Genomic DNA, 22,139 nt, shown 5'->3' with positions numbered 1-22,139 from the left:
TGTCCATTGGAGGGATTATCGACCGCCGGAACAATGGGGCCACCCGCCCGCTGGCAGGGCCGCCCGCGGCCTGTGCGGCAGCGCCTTGCGCCCCTTTTGTTTTCTTTGTGATTGGACCGACCATGAGCTTCACCGTCCTCGACTCCGCTCCCGAAGCCTCCGCGCCGCGCATGGACGCGGCTTGGCTGGACGCGCACTGGATGCCCTTCACCGCCAACCGGCAGTTCAAGGCCGCGCCGCGCATGATCGTCTCGGGCCAGGGCGCCTACTACACCGACTCCGAAGGCCGCAAGATCTTCGACGGCCTCTCGGGCCTGTGGTGCGCGGGGCTGGGCCATGGCCGCAGGGACGTCGCCGAGGCGATCGGCAAGGCGGCCGCCACGCTCGACTATTCGCCGGCCTTCCAGTTCGGCCACCCGGCGTCGTTCGCGCTGGCCAACAAGATCAAGGAGCTCACGCCCGCAGGGCTCGACTACGTGTTCTTCACCGGCTCGGGCTCGGAGTCGGCCGACACCTCGCTCAAGATGGCGCGCGCCTACTGGCGTGCCAAAGGCCAGGCCGGCAAGACGCGCCTGATCGGCCGCGAGAAGGGCTACCACGGGGTGAACTTTGGCGGCATCTCGGTGGGCGGCATGGTGGGCAACCGCAAGACCTTCGGCCAGGGCGTGGAGGCAGACCACCTGCCGCACACGCAGCCGGCAATGGGCTCGTTCGTGCGTGGCATGGCCGAGGACGGCGGCCGGGCGCTGGCCGACAAGCTGCTGGACGTGATCGCGCTGCACGACGCCTCCAACATCGCGGCGGTGATCGTGGAGCCGTTCTCGGGCTCGGCCGGCGTGGTGATTCCGCCCAAGGGCTACCTGGAGCGCATCCGCGAGATCTGCACGCAGAACAACATCCTGCTGATCTTCGACGAGGTCATCACCGGCTTCGGCCGCTGCGGCGCGTGGACGGGGGCGGAGGCCTTCGGCGTGACGCCCGACATCCTCAACTTCGCCAAGCAGGTGACCAACGGCGCGCAGCCGCTGGGCGGCGTGGTGGCCTCCAAGGAGATCTACGACACCTTCATGGCGCAGGGCGGGCCCGAGTACATGCTCGAATTCCCGCATGGCTATACCTACTCGGCCCACCCCGTGGCCTGCGCCGCCGGCCTGGCGGTGCTCGACATCCTGCAAAAGGAAGACATGCCCGGCCGCGCCAAGGCGCTGGCGCCGTACTTCGAGCAGGCGGTACACAGCTTGAAAGGCGCGCAGCATGTGCTGGACATCCGCAACTACGGCCTGGCCGCGGGCTTCACCATCGCGCCGCTGCCGGGCGAGCCGGCCCGCCGGCCCTACGAGATCGCCATGAACTGCTGGAAGAAGGGCTTTTACGTGCGCTACGGCGGCGACACGATCCAGCTGGCGCCGCCGTTCATCAGCGAACGCGCCGAGATCGACCGGCTGGTGAGCGCCCTGGGCGATGCGCTGGCCGAGACGGCTTGAGCCTCGCTGCCAGCGTTTGCTATTTATTTTGTAGCTGTATGCCCTAGTGGAATATGCACTGGGGGCACTTTTTACCCTGAACTCCATTCCCATGCACCAAGACCAGAACGTCACCGCCACCATCGGCCACCTGATCGACGGCCAGATCGTGGCCGACACCGCTCGCACGCAGCCCGTGTTCAACCCGGCCACGGGCCAGTCGTCCAACAGCGTGGCGCTGGCCTCGCAGGCGACGGTGGAGCAGGCCATCGCTTCGGCCGAAGCAGCCTTTCCGGCCTGGCGCAACACGCCGCCGCTCAAGCGCGCCCGCGTGATGTCCAGGCTCAAGGTGCTGCTGGAAGAGCACGCCGATGAAATCGCCGCCCTCATCACCGCCGAGCACGGCAAGGTACTGAGCGATGCGCACGGCGAGCTACAGCGCGGCATCGAGAATGTGGAATACGCCAGCTACGCGCCCGAACTGCTCAAGGGCGAGCACAGCCGCAACGTGGGCCCGAACATCGACTCGTGGAGCGAGTTCCAGGCGCTGGGCGTCACCGCCGGCATCACGCCGTTCAACTTTCCGGCCATGGTGCCGCTGTGGATGTGGCCCATGGCCATCGCCTGCGGCAACACCTTCGTGCTGAAACCGTCCGAGCGCGACCCGAGCAGCACGCTGTTCATCGCCCAGCTGGCGCTGCAAGCCGGCCTGCCGCCCGGCGTGCTGAACGTGGTCAACGGCGACAAGACGGCGGTGGACACGCTGCTGCGCGACCCGCGCGTGAAGGCGGTGAGCTTCGTGGGCTCCACGCCGATCGCCGAGTACATCTATTCGGAAGGCTGCAAGCATGGCAAGCGCGTGCAGGCCCTGGGCGGCGCCAAGAACCATGCGGTGCTCATGCCCGATGCCGACGTGGACAACGCCGTGAGCGCCCTGATGGGCGCGGCGTATGGCTCGTGCGGCGAGCGCTGCATGGCGATCCCGCTGCTGGTGGCGGTGGGCGATGCGGTGGGCGACGCGGTGATCGCCGGCCTGAAGACCGAGATCGCCAAGATGAAGGTCGGCCCCGGCACCCAGACCGACAACGGCGGCAACGACATGGGCCCGCTGGTCACCCAGGCGCATTTCGAGAAGGTGAAGGCCTATGTAGACAGCGGTGTGGCCGAAGGCGCGACGCTGGTGGTCGATGGCCGCGGCATGCAGGTGGCCGGCCATGAGGCGGGCTACTTCCTGGGCGCCTGCCTGTTCGACCACGTGAAGCCCGGCATGAAGATCTACCAGGAAGAGATCTTCGGCCCCGTGCTGGGCGTGGTGCGCGTGAAGACGCTGCAGGAAGCCATGCAGCTCATCAACGACCACGAATACGGCAATGGCACCTGCATCTTCACGCGCGACGGCGAGGCGGCCCGCTATTTCACCGACCACATCCAGGTCGGCATGGTGGGCGTGAACGTGCCGCTGCCGGTGCCCGTGGCCTACCACTCGTTCGGCGGGTGGAAGCGCAGTCTGTTCGGCGACCTGCATGCCTACGGTCCCGACGCCGTGCGCTTCTACACCAAGCGCAAGACCATCACGCAGCGCTGGCCCTCGGCCGGCGTGCGCGAAGGCGCGGTGTTCGCCTTCCCGAGCAACCGCTGAGCCCCCAAAGCACAGCGGCCCGGAGCGCGCAAGGCGCCCGGGCCGCCGGGTGGCCTGCCCGGGCGATGACTCCGGTGCAGGCGACGGAGGCGAGCGCGATCAGCGCGGCAGCACGGTCACCGCGTTGCGGGCCTGGTCGGTGCTGAACATCACGCGCAGGTTCTTCGCCGGCACGCCGCGCGACACCAGTTCCTTGCGCACGGCCAGGGCACGGGCCAGGGCGATCTCGCGGGCGTTCTTGGCGGTCTTGCGGTCGGCGTAGCCCTTGATCTCCCAGCGCTGGTTGCCGGCCTTGTCGGCGGTCAGGATGTCGAGCAGCGCGGGCGTGTCGGCCGGCAGTTCGGTCTCCAGGCCCGAGAACTCGGCCACGGTGCCGTCTTCGGGAATGCGCAGCGGCTCGGGTTCGGGTGCTGGCGGGGGCGCGACGGGCGCCGGGGCGGGCGCTGCGGCCGCCTGGGCCGATGCGTCCGCAGCCGCCGTGCTGGCTTCGGTGTTGGACGTGTTGGCGCAGCCGCCCAGGAGCGCGGCGCTGAAAAGAAGACCCAGAAGTTTGCTGTGAGAGGCCATGGAGATTACCTGTTGCTGTGAATGAAAAAAACGGATCGGGGGGAAAGGCCGGGCGGGGCGGCGGGCGGCGAACGGCTTACTGCACCAGCTGCCAGAAGGTCACGCTGGCGAACTTGGCGTCGCTTGCCCAGGGGTCCCAGATGGTCTTGTCGCCCTTGCTGCGGGCGCCTTCCCAGTTGCCCAGCGAGGTGGACATCGCGGGCGGGTAGCTGCCGCGGGTGCGCAGCGTTTCGGTCTTGCCGCCGCGGGTGTAGGCATAGCCGCCGGCGGCCTTGTCGGGGCCCGGGTAGACCACGATGACGTGGCCGTGGCCCGACTCCTTCTTGCCCCCGACGATGACCGCGCCGCCGCGCGCGAGGTCGCCCACCTGCGAAGCGGGCACGGAGCGCCAGTGGCGCTGCCCCTGCAGGTGGTCCATCAGCGCGTTGGCGCTCATGTAGGGCTGGTCGGGCAGGTACTGCTTGATCACGTGCCAGACGGCGTGGCTGCAGGAGTTGGGATGGAGGTCGGCGGCCTGGTCGCAGGCCTGCTTCAGCTTCGCGACCGCGGTGGCGTCTACGGGCATGGGGTCTTGTCCTGGTCCGGGGGCGTCGGGGGCTTGGCGGAGGCGGGCCCGGAGGCTGCCGGCCGGTACAGGCGGTTCTTGGCATCCCACCGCAGGGTGGGCAGGTGGTAGTCGCCGCCCACGGCGGGCGAGCGCACCTGGAGCTGGATCTCGTGCGGCACGCCGTCGCGCCAGCGGCCGGGGACCACGTCCAGTTCCTCGGGCGGGTCCGCGGGAAAGAGGTGGGTCAATTTGCCGACGCAGCGGCCGGTGTCGTCCACCAGCAGGGGCAGCGGAAAGCGCTCCCACGGCGCATCGGGCGGCAGGCCGCGGTAGTGGGCGTCGGTGAACACGGCCAGCAGGCGCACCTTGGCGGCCTTGGCCGGCGCATTCCCGGCGGCGCCGCCCTGCACCAGCGGGCAGGCGCGCACCGCGTCGCGGTAGGGCTCCCAGGCCGCCGGCAGCGACAGGTCCGCGTCGGGGGGCTGGCACTGGGCGGGATCGAGCGCCATGGGGGGTTTCGCCCCGGCGTGGACCGCGGCGGACAGCATGGCGGCCGCCAGCCAGCCGGCCCACGGAAGAACTGCGTTCATGGGTGCATCAAAGAATGGAAATGGAATGTATCGGGTGCCCGAGCCGGCCGCGCCCTCCCGGTCGCGCTTTCCCGGCCATTGGGGGCCCGCAGGCGCGAAGTGTCGCCGCGGAAGCCGCGAAATCGATGTCAAAGGTTCACGAAGATACCAATTGATTCAAAAATAACACGACCCAACACCAACTTTTGGCGTTTTGGGGAGTCCGGCGCGCCGTTCAGCGGCTGCGGACGTGGGCCGAGCGGGGGCTGCGCAGCGTGTCGGCGTCCAGGATCAGGCGCCCCTGGATGCGGCCTTTCATGCGCTTGACGCTGCTGGCCGCATCCAGCATGTGCCGTGCCATCAGTTCGCGCACTTTTTCTGCATCCCGGGCGCGCGCCGCCTGCACGATCTCGCGGTGGAAGTTGGCGTTGGCCTCGCCGAAGCGCCGGTGCTCCGACTTCGGGGTGCGGTTGCCATACACGATGAGCTGGCGCAGCATCTCGTTGATCAGCTCGCAGGTGAAGCGCAGGAACGGATTGGGGTTGGCCGCGGCCAGGATGTCGTGGAAGTTGACGTCCTCGCGGCGCTGGCTCAGCAGGTCCTCGCTGCTGGAGTTGGGATCGCAGCAGGCGATGCTGTGCTCCAGCGCCTCGAAATCGGCCTCGGTCAGGTGCGGCACGGCGCCGGCGGCCAGCTCGGGCTCCAGGAACTGGCGCACGGCGTAGATGTTGTCGATCGTCACGTCCTGGAAGAACAGGTAGTTCTGCAGGAACTGCAGCGTGCGGTCCAGCGACACCTCGGCGATGGTGCCGCCGCCCGAGGGGCCGGTGGAGATGGTCACCAGGCCTTGCACCTCCAGCGACTTGAGCGCCTCGCGGATGGTGCCCTTGCTCACTTCGAACTGCGCCTGCAGCTCGCTCTCGCGCGGCAGGCGGTCGCCCGGGCTCAGGTTCTTTTCGGTGATGAGCCGTTTGATTTCCTGCGCCACCAGGTCGGGGCGCTTCAGGGGCTTGATCGGCTTGCCGGCGGGCGGTTTCGTGGCCATGGGTGCGTTGCTGGGTTGAAGACGGGGCAAGGCGCAGCGCGGTGCCTGGCACCCGGCTGTCGCTTCCGTGGTGCAGTGTATGCACCAGGGCCGTGCAGCGGCGGGTCGGGCAGGGTTTACGTGCACGCGATTTGTTCTATTTATCACTATAAATAGGAAAAACACGTGGCACGCCGCGTGCTTTGCAAAAAGCCGTGCCCTGGCCTGCAGGCCGGCCGACCCAACCCCCACAGGAGCCCCTTCATGCACCGTCGTCAAGTCTTGCAACTCTCCGCACTGGGCGCGCTGCCCGCATCGCTGGGCCTGGCGCGCAGCGCCTGGGCGCAGTCCGCCGGCGCCATCCAGTTCGGCTGCCCGGTGCCTATGTCGGGCGCCTTCGCCGCCAACGGAAAGTTCGCCGACCTGGGCATGAAGCTGGCCATCGAGCAGTACGGCTCGGCCCTCAAGCGCCCCCTGGCCTACACGGTGCTGGACACCGAGGGCAAGCCCGCCACGGCCGTGCGCAAGGTGCAGGAGTCGTCGCAGCAGCAGGGCACGCGCTTTTTCGCGGGCGGCATCCTGTCGTCCGAATCGCTGGCCATGGGCAAGGAGGCCGAGAAGGCGGGCGGCATCTTCATCACCACGGCCGGGGCCGACGAGATCACCGGCAAGGACTGCAACAGCGCCACGTTCCGCTGGTCGGTGCCGACCTTCGGGGCCATCGAGCAGACGGTGCGCCCGCTGGCCGACGCGCTGCCCAAGGCCAAGCGCTGGTACACCATCACGCCGCAGTACGTGTTCGGCGACGGCCTGCTGTCGGCCGCCAAGAACGTCTTCAAGGAAAAGGGCCTGGAGCACGTGGGCAACAGCTACCACTCGCTGGCCGAGAAGGAGTTCAGCGGCTACCTGACCAACGCCATGGCCGCCAAGCCCGACGTGCTGCTGCTGCTGAACTTCGGCTCGCAGTCGTCGGATGCGCTGCGCCAGGCGGTGAGCTTCGGCATGCACAAGAACATGACCATCCTGATCGCCTGGGCCTCGGGGCTGGAGCAGTTCGAGTCGCTGGGCGCGGACCTGTGCGACGGCGTGTATTTCGGCGCGCAGTACTGGCACACCGCCGATGCCCCGCTGAACCTGGAGCTGGTCAAGCGCAGCAACGACAAGTTCAAGTCCAATCCCAACTACAGCCTGGCGGGCTCGTACATCTGCACCAAGCTGCTGATCGACGGCATCCTCAAGGCCGGCACGGTGGACCAGAAGGCGGTGATCGCCGCGCTGGAGGGCATGAAGTACGCGGGCCTCACGGGAGAGGAAGAGATCCGCAAGGGCGACCACCAGGTGCTCAAGAACTACTACCTGCTCAAGGGCAAGCCCAAGGCCAGGATGGCCAACAAGGACGACTACGTGGACGTGGTGAGTTCGGGCAAGTCGTTCCTGCCGCTGGACCAGACCGGCTGCAGGCTGGGCTGACCGCTCGCTCCCGCCTTCCTGCGCCCCGCGCCTTGGCCCTTCACCGTCCGCCCCGCAGCCGCGGGGCCAAAGCCTTGACTGCCCCACTTCCATGAGCATCTACCTGCTACAGGTCATCAACGGGATCGGCATCGGCATGCTGTATTTCCTGCTGGCCGTCGGCCTGTCCATCGTGTTCGGCCTGCTGCGCTTCGTGAACTTCGCGCATGGCGCCTTCTACCTGCTGGGCGCGTATTTCTGCTACCAGATGACGCGCTGGGGCCTGAGCTTCTGGCTCGCGCTGGCCGTGGTGCCGCTCGTGGTGGGCGCGCTCGGCTGGCTGACCGAAAAGCTCGTGCTGCGCCACGTGTACGCCAAGCCGCACGAGTTCCACATCCTGGTCACCGTGGGCCTGGCGCTGGCGATCCAGGAACTGGTCATCCTGCAGTGGGGGCCGCTGGGCGACAGCGTGGCGGTGCCTGACCTGCTGCAGGGCGTGGTGATGTGGGGCAGCTTCGTGTATCCCAAGTACCGCCTGTTCGTGATCGGTTTCACCGCCGTGCTGGCCGTGGGCCTGTGGTACGTGCTCGAAGGCACGCGCCTGGGCAGCGCGGTGCGCGCGGGCAGCGAATCGACCGAGATGGTGTCGCTGCTTGGCATCAACGTGTTCCGCATCTTCAGCCTGGTGTTCGCGCTGGGTGCGGCCACCGCCGCCATCGCGGGCGTGCTGGCCGCGCCGATCCGCGGCGCCGAGCCCTTCATGGGCATCGAGGCGCTGGGCGTGGCCTTCGTGGTCGTGGTGGTGGGCGGCATGGGCAGCTTCGGCGGGGCGCTGGTCGGTGGCCTGCTGATCGGCATCGTGCAGAGCGTGATGAGCACGGTGTGGCCCGAGGGCGCGCGCCTGATGATCTACATCGCCATGGCCGCCGTGCTGCTGCTGCGCCCGCATGGCCTGCTGGGCCGCAAAGGATGAACACCGCCATGACGATCTTGCGCAAACACTTCCACCTGCTGCTGGCCCTGGCCTTCGTGCTGGCGATGCCGCTCACCATGCAGTCGGGCTCGCTCGCCAGCGAGGTGCTGATCTACGGCCTGGCGGCCATGGGCTGCAACCTGCTGCTGGGCCACACGGGGCTGCTGTCCTTCGGGCAGGGCATCTTCTTCGGGCTGGGCAGCTACACCATCGCCCTCACGCTCACGCGGTGGCCGCTGCCCATGCCGCTCGCGCTGGCGCTCGCCGTGGCGGCGGGCGCGCTGGGCGCGGCCCTGGTGGGCTGGGTGGCCATCCGCCAGCGCGGCACCTACTTCGTGATGCTGACGCTCGCGTTCGCGCAGATGTTCTATTTCCTGGCCTATTCCCTGCCCAGCCTCACGGGCGGGGACAACGGCCTGATGGACATTCCGCACCCCTCGCTGGCCGTGGGCGGGTTCACGCTGTGGCCACTGCAGTCGCCCTGGCAGTACTACGGCTTCGTGGCGGTGGTGTTCCTGCTGGCCTTCTGGCTGCTGCAGAAGGTGTCGGCGTCGATCTTCGGGCGCACCTTGCTGGCCGTGCGCGACAACGAGGAGCGCGCGGGCGCCATCGGCTACAACCTGCGGCTGCTCAAGCTGCAGGCGTTCGTGATCTCGGGCGCGGTAACGGGCCTGGCCGGCGCGCTGCACGCCATGATGACCGGCATCGCCCCGCTGGCGAGTGCCGAGTACCACACGAGCGAGATGATCCTGGTGATGACGGTGATCGGCGGCACCGGCAACCTGCTGGCCTCGCTGCTGGGATCGGCCTTCTACCTCATCGTGGGCGACTGGCTCTCCACCTTGTGGCCGCGCTGGCTGCTGCTGCTGGGCGTGGTGCTGATGGCGGTGAGCCTGGGCATGCAGCGCGGCCTGTGGGGCCTGCTGGAATCCGCATGGGGGCGCCTGCGCGGCCTCCAGGGCGGCGCGAACGCCACCGCCGCCGGCACGGGAGACAAAGCATGACCGCCGCACCCATCCTGCTGGAAGCCATCGGCGTGGAAAAGCGCTACGACAAGTTCGCCGCGCTCTCGGGCGTGGACCTGAAGGTGCGTGCGAACACCGTGCATTCGGTGATCGGCCCCAACGGCGCGGGCAAGACCACGCTGTTTCACATGCTCACCGGCACCAAGGGCGTGAGCGGCGGGCGCATCGTGTTCGACGGCCACGACGTGACGCGCGAGCCCGACCACCGGCGCGTGCAGCGCGGCATGGCCCGCTCGTTCCAGGTCACCAGCCTGTTCCTCACCCTGCCCGTGCGCGAGAACCTGCGCCTGGCCGCGCAGGGCATCGCGCCCGCGCAGGCCCTCAACTGCTGGAGCGCGCCCGTGGGTGCCCGCTCCCGTGCCGACGTGGTGGCCAGCGTGCTGGCACGCCTGGGCCTGGAGCGCCATGCGGACACGCCGGTCGGCAACCTCTCGCACGGGCAGCAGCGGCGGCTGGAGGTGGGCATGGCACTGGCGGCGGGGCCGAAAGCCATCTTCCTGGACGAGCCCACCTCGGGCATGGGCATCGACGACCTGGACGACATGAAGCGGCTGATCCAGGGCCTCAAGGACGAGCACACCGTGGTGCTCATCGAGCACAACATGAACATCGTGATGGACATCTCCGACACCGTCACCGTGATGCAGCAGGGCCGCGTGCTGGCCGAGGGGCACCCGCACGCCATCCGCAGCGACGAGCGGGTGCGCAGCGCCTATCTGGGCAACATGATCACCGGGGGCAAGGCATGACGATCCTGCAGATCGAAGGGCTGCACGCCCACTACGGCAAGAGCCATGTGCTGCAGGGCGTGGACCTGCACGTGAACGATGGCGAACTGGTCACGCTGCTCGGGCGCAACGGCGCAGGCAAGACCACCACGCTCAAGGCCATCTGCGGTGTGGTGCCGCCCAGCCAGGGGCGTATCCGCTTCGCCGGCGACGACGTGCAGGGCCTGCCCGCGCACCGCATCGCCCAGCGCGGCGTGTGCCTGGTGCCGGAGCACCGGGGCATCTTCCGGCTGCTGACGGTGGAAGAGAACCTGCTGCTGGGCCTGCGCAAGCAGTCGCCCTGGCAACTGGCCGACATCTACCGCATCTTTCCGCGCCTCAAAGAGCGGCGCCGCAACGGCGGCGGGCAGCTGTCGGGCGGTGAGCAGCAGATGCTGGCCATCGGCCGCGCGCTGATGAACGCGCCGCGCCTGCTCATGCTCGACGAGCCCGTCGAGGGCCTGGCCCCCGTGATCGTCGAGGAGATCGTGGCGCAGCTCCAAGCCATCAAGGCCGCTGGCGTGGCCATCCTGCTGGTGGAGCAGAACCTGGAGGTCTGCACCCAGCTGGCCGACCGCCACTACATCATCGAGCAGGGCGCCATCGTGCACGAGGCCGGCAACGCCGCGTTCCTGGCCGACGAGGCCACCAAAGACCGCTACCTGGGCGTGGGCCTGGCCTGAGCCCCCTTGTTCGAAACCGGCTTTCTGCTTCTGCTTTCTCTTTCAGGATCACCACCGTGGACATGAAGACCCTCCCCCCTGCCCTGCAGCCCCGCGTGAACGGCGCGCGCCTGTGGCAATCGCTGATGGACCTGGCGCGCATCGGCGCCACGCCCAAGGGCGGCGTGTGCCGGCTGGCGCTCACGGCGCTGGACGGCGAAGGCCGCGACCTTTTCGTGCGCTGGGCGCGCGAGGCCGGCTGCAGCGTGCGCATCGACGCCATCGGCAACCTCTTCGCGCGCCGCGCGGGCCGCAACGATGCCCTGCCCCCGGTGATGACCGGCAGCCACATCGACACGCAGCCCACGGGGGGCAAGTTCGATGGCAACTACGGCGTGCTGGCCGGCCTGGAAGTGGTGCGCAGCCTCAACGACGCCGGCATCGCCACCGAGGCGCCGATCGAGGTGGCGGTGTGGACCAATGAGGAAGGCTCGCGCTTCGTGCCCGTGATGATGGGCTCGGGCGTTTTCGCCGGGGCCTTCACGCTCGAACATGCACTGGCCCAGCGCGATGCGCAGGGCACCAGCGTGGCCGAGGCGCTGGCCGCCATCGGGTATGCCGGCACGGCGGGCCCCACGCCCGCGGTGGGCGCGTATTTCGAGGCGCACATCGAGCAGGGGCCGGTGCTGGAGGCCAACGACTGCGTGATCGGCGTGGTGCAGGGCGCGCTGGGCCAGCGCTGGTACGACGTGACCGTGCAGGGCATGGAGGCCCACGCCGGTCCCACGCCGATGGAGTTGCGCCGCGACGCGCTGCTGGCGGCGAGCCGCCTGGTGGCCGAAGTCAATCGCATCGCGCTCGACAACGCCCCGCACGCGCGCGGCACGGTGGGCGTGCTGGACGTCTTCCCCAGCTCGCGCAACGTCATCCCCGGCAGCGTGCGCATGACCGTGGACCTGCGTGCCGCCGACGACGCGGTGCTGCTGCAGATGGATGCGGCCCTGCGCGCCGCCTGCGAGCGCATCGGCGCGGCCCACCGCACGCCGGTGGCCGTGGAGCAGGCCGTGTACTTTCCGCCGCAGCCCTTCGACCCGGCACTGGTCGAAGGCGTGCGCGCCGATGCCCAGGCCCTGGGCTACACCGCCATGGACGTGGTGAGCGGCGCCGGGCACGACGCCGTGTACCTGGCGCGCCTGGCGCCCACCGCCATGGTCTTCGTGCCGTGCGCGGACGGCATCAGCCACAACGAGATCGAAGATGCCAAGCCCGAGCACCTGGAGGCCGGCTGCAACGTGCTGCTGCAGGCCATGCTGCGCAGCGCGGGGGTGGCGGCATGAAGATCCTGATCGCGCGGCTCAACCACGAGACCAACACCTTCTCGCCCGTGCCCACGCCGCTGGAGGCCTTTTCGCCTGCCTATGGCGCGCAGGCGCTGCAGGAGAACGAGGGCATGCGCACGGCCATGGCAGCGTTCATCGACCTGGCCAAGGGGCTGGGCGCCACGCTGGTCACGCCCGTGTCGGCCATGGCCAACCCCAGCGGGCCGGTGCATGCCGCGGCCTACGACGAACTGACCCGCCGCATCGTGGACGCCGCCCCGGGCTGCGATGCCATCCTGCTGGACCTGCACGGCGCCATGGTGGCTGAGAACAGCCCCGACGGTGAAGGCGACCTGCTGGAGCGCGTGCGGGCCGCTGCACCGGGCGTGCCCGTCGGCGTGGCGCTGGACCTGCATGGCAACATCACGCCCAAGATGGTCGCCAACGCCGACGTGATGGTGGGCTTCAAGACCTACCCGCACATCGACATGTACGAAACCGGCGAACACGCCGGGCGCCTGCTGCTGGCCATGCTGCACGGCCAGGCGCGCTACACCGTGCGCTGGCACCCGCTGCCCATGATGGGCCACACGCTGCGCAGCACCACGCTGCAGGGCGCCATGCTGCGCGCGGTGGACGCGGCCCGCGCGGCCGAGGCGGGCGGCATTCCGGCGGTGACGGTGTTCGCCGGCTTTTCGCTCGCCGACATCGAGGCGCCGTGCATGAGCGTGGTGGTCACGGCCCCGGCCGACGATCCCGAACCGGCCCAGGCGGCCGCCGACCGCATCGCCGCCGCCATCTGGAGCGAGCGCGCCGAGTTCGTCTACGACAGCGAGCCGCTAGACCAGTCCCTGCAGCGCGCGCAGGCCCTGGCCGTGGGCGCGGACCGCCCGGTACTGTTGCTGGACCACAGCGACAACTGCATGTCCGGCGGCACCTGCGATGCCATGGACGTGCTGCAGGCGGCGCTCGCCAACGGCCTGGAGGACATCGCCGTGGGCCCGCTGTGCGATCCCGAGGCGGTCGCCGAGCTGGTGGCGGCCGGCGTCGGCGCGCGCGTCGCCGTGCGGCTGGGCAACAAGGTGCCGCTCACGCAGCTCGGCGTGGCCAAGGCGCCCGTGGCAGTCGAGGGCACGGTGGTGGCCATCAGCGATGGCGAATACACCGTGACCGGCCCCATCTACACCGGCCAGCGCTGCGCCATGGGGCGCACGGTGCTGTTCGATACCGGCGCGGCGCGCATCGTGGTGACCGAGCGCACGCACGAGCCGTGGGACCTGGGCGTTTTCTCCTGCGTGGGCCTGGACCCCACGGCCCACCGCTTCGTGCTGCTCAAGTCGCGCATGTACTGCCGCCCGGTGTTCGTGCCGCTGTCGCACGCGCTGGTCGAGTGCGACAGCCCCACGGGGGTGACGAGCTCCAACTACGCGCTGTTCCCGTTCAGGAACGTGCGCCGGCCGGTGTTCCCGCTCGATCCGGCCTGAGCGGCGCGTTGCGTGTTGGGACGGGCGGCGGGGCGCCGCAGGTCACGGGTGTTTCACCCGGATTAAGCACAATTGCGTACCAGGGTCTGGATGGCGGGCTGACTACAATCGCACACCCTAAGAACCTACAACCGCCCCGAAGCGCCCTGGCGGCGCGGCCTGGCACTCTTCCAGAGCTGGAGACCTTGATGTCCGAGACCCCACCGGTGAACCCGACGCCCGACAAACGTGCTTTGCTGCGGCGTGCCGCCCTCGAGTACCACGAGTTTCCCAAGCCCGGCAAGATCGCGATCGCCGCCACCAAGCAGATGGTCAACCAGCACGACCTGGCCCTGGCCTACTCGCCCGGCGTCGCAGCCCCCTGCGAGGAGATCGTCAAGGACCCCAACGCCGCCTTCAGGTACACGAGCCGCGGCAATCTGGTGGGTGTGGTCACCAACGGCACGGCGGTTCTCGGACTGGGCGACATCGGCGCGCTGGCTTCCAAGCCCGTCATGGAAGGCAAGGGCGTTCTGTTCAAGAAGTTCGCCGGCGTGGACGTGTTCGACATCGAGATCAACGAGAAGGACCCGGTCAAGCTCGTCGAGGTCATCGCCGCGCTGGAGCCGACCTTCGGCGCCATCAACCTGGAAGACATCAAGGCGCCCGAGTGCTTCTACGTGGAGCGCGAGTTGCGCAAGCGGCTGAACATCCCCGTCTTCCACGACGACCAGCACGGCACCGCCATCACGGTGGCCGCCGCCATGCTCAACGCCCTGAAGGTGGTGAACAAGGACATCGGTTCCGTGCGCCTCGTCACCTCGGGCGCGGGTGCCGCAGCACTCGCCTGCCTGAACCTGTTGCTAAAGGTGGGCCTGAAGCGCGAGAACGTGTTCGTCACCGACCTGGCCGGCGTGGTCTACGAGGGCCGCACCGAGCTGATGGACGAGGACAAGATCCTGTTCGCCCAGAAGACCGAAGCCCGCAGCCTGTCCGAAGTCATTGAGGGCGCCGACGTGTTCCTGGGCCTCTCCGCTGGCGGCGTGCTCAAGCCCGCCATGGTGGCCAAGATGGCCGCGCGCCCGGTCATCTTCGCGCTGGCCAACCCCAATCCCGAGATCACGCCCGAAGACGCCCACGCCGTGCGCGGCGACGTCGTGATGGCGACCGGCCGCACGGACTACCCGAACCAGGTCAACAACGTCCTGTGCTTTCCTTACATCTTCCGCGGCGCGCTGGACTGCGGCGCGACGACGATCACGCTGGAGATGGAAATCGCCGCCGTGCACGCCATCGCCGAGCTGGCCCAGGCCGAGCAGAGCGAGGTGGTGGCCGCCGCGTACGTGGGCGAGCCGCTGGCCTTCGGCCCCGAATACCTGATCCCCAAGCCGTTCGACCCGCGGCTGATGATGAAGATCGCCCCGGCCGTGGCCCAGGCCGCCGCCGACAGCGGCGTGGCCCTGCGCCCGATCACCGACATGGACGCGTACCGCGACCATCTGCAGACCTTCGTGTATGCCTCCGGCACCACGATGAAGCCCATCTTCACCGCCGCCAAGACGGCCGCCAAGAAGCGCGTGGCCTATGCCGAGGGCGAGGAAGAACGCGTGCTGCGCGCCGCGCAGATCGTGGTGGACGAGAAGATCGCACGGCCCACGCTCATCGGGCGCCCGTCCATCATCGCGCAGCGCATCGAGAAGTTCGGCCTGCGCCTGAAGGAAGGCGTGGACTACGACGTGGTCAACGTCGAGAACGACCACCGCTACCGCGACTTCTGGCAGACCTACCACCGCATGACCGAGCGCAAGGGCATCACCGTGCCCATCGCCAAGATCGAGATGCGCCGCCGCCTGGCGCTGATCGGCTCCATGCTGTTGCACAAGGGCGAGGTCGATGGCCTCATCGTTGGCACCTGGGGCCACACGGCGCTGCACCTGAACTACATCGACCAGGTGATCGGCAAGCGCGCCGGCGTGAACACCTACGCCTGCATGAACGGCCTGCTGCTGCCCGACCGGCAAGTGTTCCTGGTGGACACGCACGTCAACTACGACCCGACGGCCGAGCAATTGGCCGAGATCACCGTCATGGCGGCCGAAGAGATGATGCGCTTCGGCATCAAGCCCAAGGCCGCGCTGCTGTCGCACTCCAACTTCGGCAGCAGCAACCAGCCGAGCGCCGTCAAGATGCGCCAGACCCTTGACCTGCTGCGCATCCAGGCGCCGTGGCTCGAAGTGGATGGCGAGATGCACGGCGATGTCGCCCTGGATGCGGCCCAGCGCGCCATGGTCATGCCCCACAGCACGCTCGCCGGCAGCGCCAACCTGCTGGTCCTGCCCAACATTGATGCGGCCAACATTTCCTACAACCTGCTCAAGACGGCGGCCGGCGGCGGCATCGCCATCGGCCCTGTGCTGCTGGGCGCGGCGGAACCGGTGCACATCCTGACAGCCAGCGCCACCGTGCGCCGCATCGTCAACATGACGGCACTCACGGTGGCTGATGCAAATGCCTCCCGGTAGAGCGGTGATGACGTAGCAAGCGCTAACTTTTAGACGCGTTTGGCCTTGAAAGCGCCTGCCCATTTATTGGGCAGGCGCTTGCTTTTTGGGGGCGATTAAGTCAAACTAACGGCTCGAAATTTCGGGTAAACCCGTAGTTTCTGAAAGGTGTAGTTGATGCTGAAGGCTATCGCCATCCAGGCGTACAAGACAGGTCTTGCGTGCGTACTGGGTGCCGCGTTCGTTCTGGTCCCGACCACGGGACAGGCCCGAAAACCCCCGTCTTCCGACGGAGTGACCACCATCGCACTGGCCGAGTTGCCCCCGCAAGGGCGGGCGACTTACGGGCTCATCCGCGAAGGTGGACCATTTCCTTACGACAAGGATGGTTCGGTGTTCGGCAATCGCGAACGGTTGCTGCCCCCGGAAAAACGGGGCTATTACCGCGAATACACCGTCAGAACGCCGGGTGCGAAGAACCGTGGTGCCCGGCGCATCGTGTGCGGAGGAGCGCCCCGCGTTCCCGATGCCTGCTACTACACCGGCGACCACTACGCGAGCTTTCGAAAAATTGTTGAATGACGCTGGACGCCAAAAGCGCTCGCCGGCATTGCCGCGATCGGTTGCCCGCCTGTCGGCCCCCCGCCTTGGTGGCGGGCCGCTGGACCGAACTTCCGGATATTCCTCATTGGTGACTACATAAAGAAAGAGCAGCGGAGATGGAAATGCCACTTCGTAACGATCAGGAAAACCCATTGCGTGGCGTGCGCCCCAACATCGTGCAGTCTATTCGCGCTTTTCGCGTGCAAGACCTGCAAGAGTCGGCCAAGGCGCTCGGCCAACACTTCCTGTACGCCAACCTTGCACACGCACAAACCAAACAGGACGTGCTGGACCTGATCGCAGGCCAGTTCATGTTCCCGGCGCACTTCGGAAAGAATTTCGACGCGCTGTACGACTGCATGACGGACCCATTGCATAAATCGGGCCCGCAACCGGGCTTCATCGTGGTGCTGGAGCAGATCCCGACCACGGTGAAGTTCGACAAGGAAGCACGCGAGCAGTTGCTCGACATCTTCCGGGAAGCGGCGGACTACTGGAGCGATCGAAAGATACCGTTCCGGTGTTTCTATTCTTTTCTGTAGCCCGTTCTGCATCCACCAGCCAGGCAGAACGGGCGAACGAGGCTAACGAGACCGCCGCAGCGCAGCCCATTGAAATCGCAGTCGATCCTTCCGCGGAAAAAATGCCGACCGACAAGCTCGTCGACGTATCGCCCCTAGCGCTGCGCATGAGCAGCCCGTTCAACGCGGGTTATTGGCTTGCCGCCGCCTGATCCCAGGCGGTAGTGCGCAGCAGGCGAGGCCCTCAGGCCAATGCTTGCCGCGCTTGACCCTTTTCAGTGCAGGGGGCCGGGTGGCCCGGTCCCCGCATTGCACCGCCTGCGCTCAGGCAGGGTGCAGTGACTGAGCCAGGGCCACGTACTCGTGCACCGGCACTTCCTCGGCCCGGCGTTGGGTATCGAAGGTGCCCGGGAAGGCGCGCTCCTGCAACCAGCGGCCCAGCGTGTGCCGCAGCAGCTTGCGGCGTTGGCTGAAGGCCACCTGCACCAGTTCGGACAGCAGGGCGGGTGATACGGGGGCCGGCGAGGCATGGGGCACCATGCGCACGACGGCGCTGTCCACGCGCGGCGGCGGATCGAAGCTCTCCGGCGGCACGAACAGCACATCCTCCATCGCATAGCGCCACTGCAGCATGACCGACAGCCGCCCGTAGTCGCCCGTGGAGGGGCTCGCCACCATGCGGTCGATCACTTCCTTTTGCAGCATGAAATGCTGGTCTTCGATGACATGCACCTGCTCCAGCAGATGGAACAGGATGGGCGTGGAGATGTTGTACGGCAGGTTGCCGACCACGCGCACCTTGGGCACGCTCAGCGATTGGGCGACCTGGGCGAAGTCCACCTTCAGCACGTCGGATTCGATCACGTCCAGCTGGCCGTGCAGGCGCAGCCGCGCTGCCAGGTCGCGGTCCAGCTCGATCACGGTAAGGCGCCCCAGGCGCTCGACCAGCGGCTGCGTGAGGGCGGCCAGGCCGGGACCGATCTCCACCATGGGCTGGCCCGGCTCGGGGCCGATGGCGCGCACGATGGCATCGATGATGCCGTGGTCCGACAGGAAATGCTGGCCGAAGCGCTTGCGCGGGATGTGCTTCATGGCGCTGCGCGGCGAAGGCGCTTGGGCAGGCGGCGCGTCATTGCGGCGGATCGCGGTATTCCACATACGCGCGGGCCCGGGCTTCCTGTGCCCAGGTGGCGTAGGCCTCGTCCAGCTTCTTTTCGCGCACCACGTCGCGCACCATGTCGCGCTGTTCGCGCTGGGTGAGCTTGGCCTCGCGGCGCTCCAGCAACTGGATCAGGTGCACGCCGAACCGCGTGACGATGGGCTCGCTGATCTCGCCGGGCTTGAGCGCATTGAGCGCTTCCTCGAACTCGGGCACGTAGCGGCCCGGGCTGGCCCATCCGAGGTCGCCGCCCTGCTTGGAGCTGCCGTCCTGCGAGTTCTCGCGCGCGAGCGTGGCGAAGTCCGCCTGGCCTGCCAGGATGCGCCGGCGGTAGTCGGCCAGCCGTGCGGCCGCCGCGGTCTCGGTCAGCTGCGGATTGGCACGCAGCAAGATGTGCCGCGCATGGCTTTGCACCGCCACGGTGGGGGCGGCGGCATTGGTCTTTTCCACCACTTTCAGCACGTGGAACCCGGCCGGCGACCGCACGGGGCCGACGATGCCGCCCACGGGCGTCTGCTGGGTCGAGCGCACGAAAAGCTCGGGGTAGCGATCGGCGGGGCGCAGGCCCAGCAGGCCGCCGGAGGCGCCCTCGGCCGCATCGGAGAACTCGCGCGCCACCTGGCCGAAATCGTCGCCGGCGCGCACCTTGTCGGCCGCCTGCTGCGCGCGCAGACGGCGCTGCTCCACCACCTCGGGGCTGGCGTTCTCGGGCACGAGCACCAGGATGTGGCCCAGGTTCAGTTCGACCTTGGCCGGATCGGAGGCGGACTGCTGCTCGCGCAGGTACTGGTCCACGTCCAGGTCGCTCACGCGCACCCGGGCTTCGACGTCGCGCTCGCGCAGGCGCTGCACCAGCAGCTGGTTGCGCAGTTCTTCGCGGAAGCGGTCCTTGCTGATGCCGTCGATCGCGAGGCGGCGGTGCATTTCCTCCAGGCTCACGTTGTTCTGGCGCGCCACCGACTGCTCGGCCTGGGAGACGGCGATGTCGTCCACCTTGATGCCGCTCTCGTTGGCCATCTGCACCTGGATCTTTTCATTGATCACGCGCTCGAGCACTTCGCGCGCCACCACGTCGCGGGACGGGCGCTCGCCGCCCTGGGCGGCCAGCTGCTGCTCGACGCGGGCCACGCGGGTCTGCACCTCGTTGTTGGTGATGGGCGCGGTGTTGACCACGGCCACGATGTAGTCGGCCTGGCGGATGCCGCTGCGGTCCGCGCCGGTGCGGGCGTCCGGCACGGTGACGGGCGGCAGGGCGCGCGAGGACAGCCCGGTACCGCCGGTGCCGCTGGCAGCGCCCGAGGCGCGCAGTCCTTGCGCGGAGGCGCCCGCGGGTGCGAGGGAGGCCAGGGTGGCCAGGCACACCAGGCCCAGGGTGAAAGCGCGATGGTTCATGTGGTTGGCAGGTGTCGGGTTAGTCGTAATTGGTGAAGCGGCTGGGCGTGCTGGTCTGCTCGCGCAGGTACTGGTAGCGCGGAATGTTCTGCTTCAGGCTGGTGAGGGGGTTGGATCCGAGCGAGAGGCGGGAAAAGCCCACGAACTCGATCTGGAACAGCAGCCGGGTGTTGGCGGTGGTCACGCTGCTTTGCAGGCGCTCGAGCACCACGCGGCCGACCCAGCAGCAGCTGTCGTATTCGAAGCCCACCACGGTGTCCACCAGCTTGCGGTCCTGCATGCTGTAGTTCAGGCGGCCCACGGTGTACCAGCGGCCGGGGCCCTGCCCGCGGCCCGGGCCGAGGTCCTGGCCCTTGTCGCCCCACAGGTCGTTGATGGGCCATTGCCAGCCCACGTCGATCTGCTCGCTGGTGCCGCGCTGCAGGCGGTAGGCGGCGCTGATGACGCGGTAGGCGCTGGGGTTGTAGCGCGCGCCCACGGTGGAGCGGATGGAGCGGCCCGTCTTGGGGTTGTACTGCACCGTGGAGTCGAAGCCCCACTGCTTCGTCCAGTTCAGGCCCGCGCCCAGCAGCACGTCCGACAGCCGTTCGCTGACGGTGGACTCGCCGGGCAGCACGACCTTCTGGTCGGAGAACCGCACCCGCTGGGCGATGCCGAAGCGGGCCGCCTCGGCGCCGTCGTCCGGGTCCAGCAGCCGCGTGGTCACGCCCAGGGTGAGCAGGTTGTTGTCGGCCAGGCGGTCGTTGCCGCCATAGCCGTTCTCGGTGTAGATGGTGGCGAAGTTGAAGTCGTTCGCCGCTGTGTCGTACACTGGCAGCAGGCTCTGGTCGCGGTAGGGCGTGTAGGTGTAGAAGGCGCGCGGCTCCAGCGTCTGCAGGAAGTTGCGGCCGAAGTAGCGCGCATCGCGCTCAAACACCAGGCCGCTGTCCAGGCTGAACGTGGGCAGCGTGCGCTGCGCGTTGCGCTGGCCGTTGGCCAGCGGGCTGTCGAACTGGTATTGCGTGGCGTGCAGCTGTACGCGCGGGGTCACGAAGCCGGCCGGCGCGAGGAACGGCCGGCTGATCTGCGCCATGGCGTAGCTGCGCTGGGCGTTGGGCTGGCCGGTCAGGGAGCGGTCCGCATGGAAGCTGGTGTAGTCGGCCTCCACGCTGGCATCCAGGCCGTAGGGCAGCATGGTGGGGTTGTAGCCCCAGCGCAGCTGCGGCATGCGGTCGTAGGGCGGCACGATGGGCGCGCTCACGTCCTGCAGCGTCTGCCACTTGAGCGTGCGCAGGCTGAGCGACATGTCGTCCTTGCCCCACGACAGCGTGGCGTCGCCGGGCAGCAGGCGCTGGGTGAGCTGGGTCATGCCGGTTACGTTGCGCGTGAAGTCGCGCCAGTAGTTGTCGTCGCTGACCCGGCTCACGTCCATGTTGAAGTGCAGGCCGCCCAGCGGCGTGTCGAACGTGCCGCTGTGCTTGAGGCCGTAGCCCCAGCGGTCGCGGTCGCGCAGCTTGTCGGCCGGCATGTAGTCGCCGCGCAGCTCGCCCCGGTAGGTGGGCTCCAGGTAGCGGAATTCGCCGCCCAGGTTCACGCCGCGCTTGGACATGACGGTGGGCGTGATGGTGGCGTCGCGGTTGGGCGCGATGTTCCAGTAGTAGGGCTGCGCGTACTCGACGCCGCTCACGTTGTCGATGGCCACGGTGGGGGGCAGCAGCCCCGACTTGCGGCGGTCGGACAGGGGGAACGTGATGTGCGGGATCGGCAGGACGGGCAGGCCCTTGAACTCCAGCACCGCGCCGTCGGCCGTGCCCACCTGCTCTTCGTTGTCGATGCGGATCGACCGCGCGCGCAGCACCCAGTCGGGCTGCCAGGTGGCTTCGTCGTTCTTCTGGCAGGTGGTGTAGGTGGCGTTGTGCACCACCGAGCGGTCGCGGTCGATGAAGTCCACGCGGCTGGCCTCGCCGTGGGCGCCGTTCATCAGGAAGCGATAGTTGGCGGCATCGAAGTAGCCCGAGAAGGCGTCGACCCGCAGTTCCAGCTCCGAGCCCTCGTACACGTTGCCCGCGCGGTTGATGCGCACCTGGCCGCGCGCCTTGGCGAGGTCGTCGGGCACCACGTATTCCAGCCGGTCGGCGTGGATGATGGTGTCGCCGCGGCGCAGTTCGGCATTGCCTTCGACGATGGCGTTGATGTCCGGCTGGCCGGTCACGCTGTCGCCCTTCACGAAGATCGGCAGCTGCGGGCGCACGGCTTCGGGGATCTTCTCCTGCAGCAGGGGGCTGGCGCGCAGGGCGGGTGCCGCCTCGGGCACGGCCGGCGCGCCGGGCTCCGCCTCCGACTGGGCGAGCGCTGCCAGGGGCGCGCCGCACAGCATCCAGGCGATCAGGCGGGCCACCGCGCGGCGCTCGAACGCGGGCGCCGAGGGACGGCGGGCCGCAGCGCCGCGGCGGGCGGGCAGGAAGGGGGGCGTCGGTCGGAACGGATCGGGCAAGGAAGGGATGTCCATGGAATCAG

The 22,139-nt window shown here is 68.4% G+C and carries 20 protein-coding genes; 13 read left to right on the top strand and 7 right to left on the bottom strand.

Annotated elements, in window-relative coordinates; translation table 11 throughout:
- Nucleotides 1-122 precede the first annotated feature (122 nt).
- Both aptA and AVMA1855_RS19290 read left to right on the top strand, forming a co-directional pair.
- The gene (gene aptA / locus AVMA1855_RS19295; RefSeq protein ID WP_284426921.1) at nucleotides 123-1,484 is read left to right on the top strand and encodes an omega-aminotransferase AptA; all 1,362 of its coding nucleotides are present in this window, start codon (nucleotides 123-125) and stop codon (nucleotides 1,482-1,484) included.
- Between the two features lie 91 nt (nucleotides 1,485-1,575).
- Nucleotides 1,576-3,102: a CoA-acylating methylmalonate-semialdehyde dehydrogenase gene (locus AVMA1855_RS19290; RefSeq protein ID WP_284426920.1), complete on the top strand. Its 1,527-nt coding sequence runs from the start codon at nucleotides 1,576-1,578 to the stop codon at nucleotides 3,100-3,102.
- A gap of 99 nt (nucleotides 3,103-3,201) precedes the next feature.
- Here AVMA1855_RS19290 and AVMA1855_RS19285 read toward each other — a convergent pair whose 3' ends face one another.
- The 4 genes from AVMA1855_RS19285 to AVMA1855_RS19270 all read right to left on the bottom strand — a co-directional run bounded on the left by AVMA1855_RS19285 (nucleotide 3,202) and on the right by AVMA1855_RS19270 (nucleotide 5,830).
- On the bottom strand, nucleotides 3,202-3,669 hold the full coding sequence (locus AVMA1855_RS19285; RefSeq protein ID WP_284426919.1) for an OmpA family protein: 468 nt from the start codon (nucleotides 3,667-3,669) through the stop codon (nucleotides 3,202-3,204).
- A gap of 76 nt (nucleotides 3,670-3,745) precedes the next feature.
- Entirely contained in the window at nucleotides 3,746-4,234 is a 489-nt protein-coding gene (locus tag AVMA1855_RS19280) for a hypothetical protein (protein ID WP_284397486.1), read from the bottom strand.
- Nucleotides 4,225-4,806: a hypothetical protein gene (locus tag AVMA1855_RS19275; RefSeq protein WP_284407123.1), complete on the bottom strand. Its 582-nt coding sequence runs from the start codon at nucleotides 4,804-4,806 to the stop codon at nucleotides 4,225-4,227. The genes AVMA1855_RS19280 and AVMA1855_RS19275 overlap by 10 nt, the downstream gene beginning before the upstream one ends.
- A 214-nt stretch (nucleotides 4,807-5,020) precedes the next feature.
- Nucleotides 5,021-5,830 carry a FadR/GntR family transcriptional regulator gene (locus AVMA1855_RS19270; RefSeq protein ID WP_284397492.1) on the bottom strand — a complete coding sequence of 270 codons (810 nt, stop codon included), beginning with the start codon at nucleotides 5,828-5,830 and terminating at the stop codon, nucleotides 5,021-5,023.
- A 243-nt stretch (nucleotides 5,831-6,073) separates the two neighbouring features.
- On the opposite strand from AVMA1855_RS19270, the gene AVMA1855_RS19265 reads away from it, so the two are divergent.
- The 11 genes from AVMA1855_RS19265 to AVMA1855_RS19215 all read left to right on the top strand — a co-directional run bounded on the left by AVMA1855_RS19265 (nucleotide 6,074) and on the right by AVMA1855_RS19215 (nucleotide 17,304).
- Nucleotides 6,074-7,279, top strand: a complete 1,206-nt coding sequence (locus AVMA1855_RS19265) for an ABC transporter substrate-binding protein (RefSeq protein WP_284426918.1) — start codon at nucleotides 6,074-6,076, stop codon at nucleotides 7,277-7,279.
- 91 nt (nucleotides 7,280-7,370) lie between these two features.
- Nucleotides 7,371-8,231 carry a branched-chain amino acid ABC transporter permease gene (locus tag AVMA1855_RS19260; protein WP_284426917.1) on the top strand — a complete coding sequence of 287 codons (861 nt, stop codon included), beginning with the start codon at nucleotides 7,371-7,373 and terminating at the stop codon, nucleotides 8,229-8,231.
- A gap of 8 nt (nucleotides 8,232-8,239) precedes the next feature.
- Nucleotides 8,240-9,235, top strand: a complete 996-nt coding sequence (locus AVMA1855_RS19255; RefSeq protein ID WP_284426916.1) for a branched-chain amino acid ABC transporter permease — start codon at nucleotides 8,240-8,242, stop codon at nucleotides 9,233-9,235.
- Nucleotides 9,232-10,005: an ABC transporter ATP-binding protein gene (locus AVMA1855_RS19250; RefSeq protein ID WP_284426915.1), complete on the top strand. Its 774-nt coding sequence runs from the start codon at nucleotides 9,232-9,234 to the stop codon at nucleotides 10,003-10,005. The genes AVMA1855_RS19255 and AVMA1855_RS19250 overlap by 4 nt, the downstream gene beginning before the upstream one ends.
- Nucleotides 10,002-10,706, top strand: coding sequence for an ABC transporter ATP-binding protein (locus AVMA1855_RS19245; protein WP_284426914.1), 705 nt, complete (start codon nucleotides 10,002-10,004; stop codon nucleotides 10,704-10,706). The genes AVMA1855_RS19250 and AVMA1855_RS19245 overlap by 4 nt, the downstream gene beginning before the upstream one ends.
- Before the next feature lie 62 nt (nucleotides 10,707-10,768).
- Nucleotides 10,769-12,022 carry a Zn-dependent hydrolase gene (locus AVMA1855_RS19240; protein WP_284426956.1) on the top strand — a complete coding sequence of 418 codons (1,254 nt, stop codon included), beginning with the start codon at nucleotides 10,769-10,771 and terminating at the stop codon, nucleotides 12,020-12,022.
- A complete protein-coding gene (locus AVMA1855_RS19235; protein ID WP_284426913.1) occupies nucleotides 12,019-13,488 on the top strand; it encodes a M81 family metallopeptidase in 1,470 nt (489 codons plus the stop codon). Before AVMA1855_RS19240 ends, AVMA1855_RS19235 begins: the two co-directional genes overlap by 4 nt.
- 188 nt (nucleotides 13,489-13,676) lie before the next feature.
- Complete coding sequence (locus tag AVMA1855_RS19230) at nucleotides 13,677-15,989, top strand: NADP-dependent malic enzyme (protein ID WP_284407116.1); 2,313 nt, start codon at nucleotides 13,677-13,679, stop codon at nucleotides 15,987-15,989.
- Nucleotides 15,990-16,145: 156 nt separating this feature from the next.
- Complete coding sequence (locus AVMA1855_RS19225; RefSeq protein ID WP_272566361.1) at nucleotides 16,146-16,550, top strand: guanyl-specific ribonuclease; 405 nt, start codon at nucleotides 16,146-16,148, stop codon at nucleotides 16,548-16,550.
- A 137-nt stretch (nucleotides 16,551-16,687) separates the two neighbouring features.
- The gene (locus AVMA1855_RS19220; RefSeq protein ID WP_092742419.1) at nucleotides 16,688-17,113 is read left to right on the top strand and encodes a barstar family protein; all 426 of its coding nucleotides are present in this window, start codon (nucleotides 16,688-16,690) and stop codon (nucleotides 17,111-17,113) included.
- Complete coding sequence (locus tag AVMA1855_RS19215; RefSeq protein ID WP_217640151.1) at nucleotides 17,092-17,304, top strand: hypothetical protein; 213 nt, start codon at nucleotides 17,092-17,094, stop codon at nucleotides 17,302-17,304. The genes AVMA1855_RS19220 and AVMA1855_RS19215 overlap by 22 nt, the downstream gene beginning before the upstream one ends.
- Before the next feature lie 112 nt (nucleotides 17,305-17,416).
- On the opposite strand, the gene rsmA is transcribed toward AVMA1855_RS19215, so the two are convergent.
- From rsmA to AVMA1855_RS19200, 3 genes are read right to left on the bottom strand one after another with little or no spacing between them, the layout of a single operon-like run.
- On the bottom strand, nucleotides 17,417-18,184 hold the full coding sequence (gene rsmA, locus AVMA1855_RS19210; RefSeq protein ID WP_284426912.1) for a 16S rRNA (adenine(1518)-N(6)/adenine(1519)-N(6))-dimethyltransferase RsmA: 768 nt from the start codon (nucleotides 18,182-18,184) through the stop codon (nucleotides 17,417-17,419).
- Nucleotides 18,185-18,221: 37 nt separating this feature from the next.
- Entirely contained in the window at nucleotides 18,222-19,643 is a 1,422-nt protein-coding gene (locus AVMA1855_RS19205) for a peptidylprolyl isomerase (protein WP_284426911.1), read from the bottom strand.
- Nucleotides 19,644-19,662: 19 nt separating this feature from the next.
- Nucleotides 19,663-22,131: an LPS-assembly protein LptD gene (locus AVMA1855_RS19200; protein ID WP_284426910.1), complete on the bottom strand. Its 2,469-nt coding sequence runs from the start codon at nucleotides 22,129-22,131 to the stop codon at nucleotides 19,663-19,665.
- Between the last annotated feature and the right edge of the window lie 8 nt (nucleotides 22,132-22,139).

It is taken from the genome of Acidovorax sp. SUPP1855 (assembly GCF_030158955.1).
GTDB lineage: Bacteria > Pseudomonadota > Gammaproteobacteria > Burkholderiales > Burkholderiaceae_C > Paracidovorax.
Note: the sequence above shows the minus strand (reverse complement) of the source record. Positions and strands in the feature narration are given on the sequence as shown.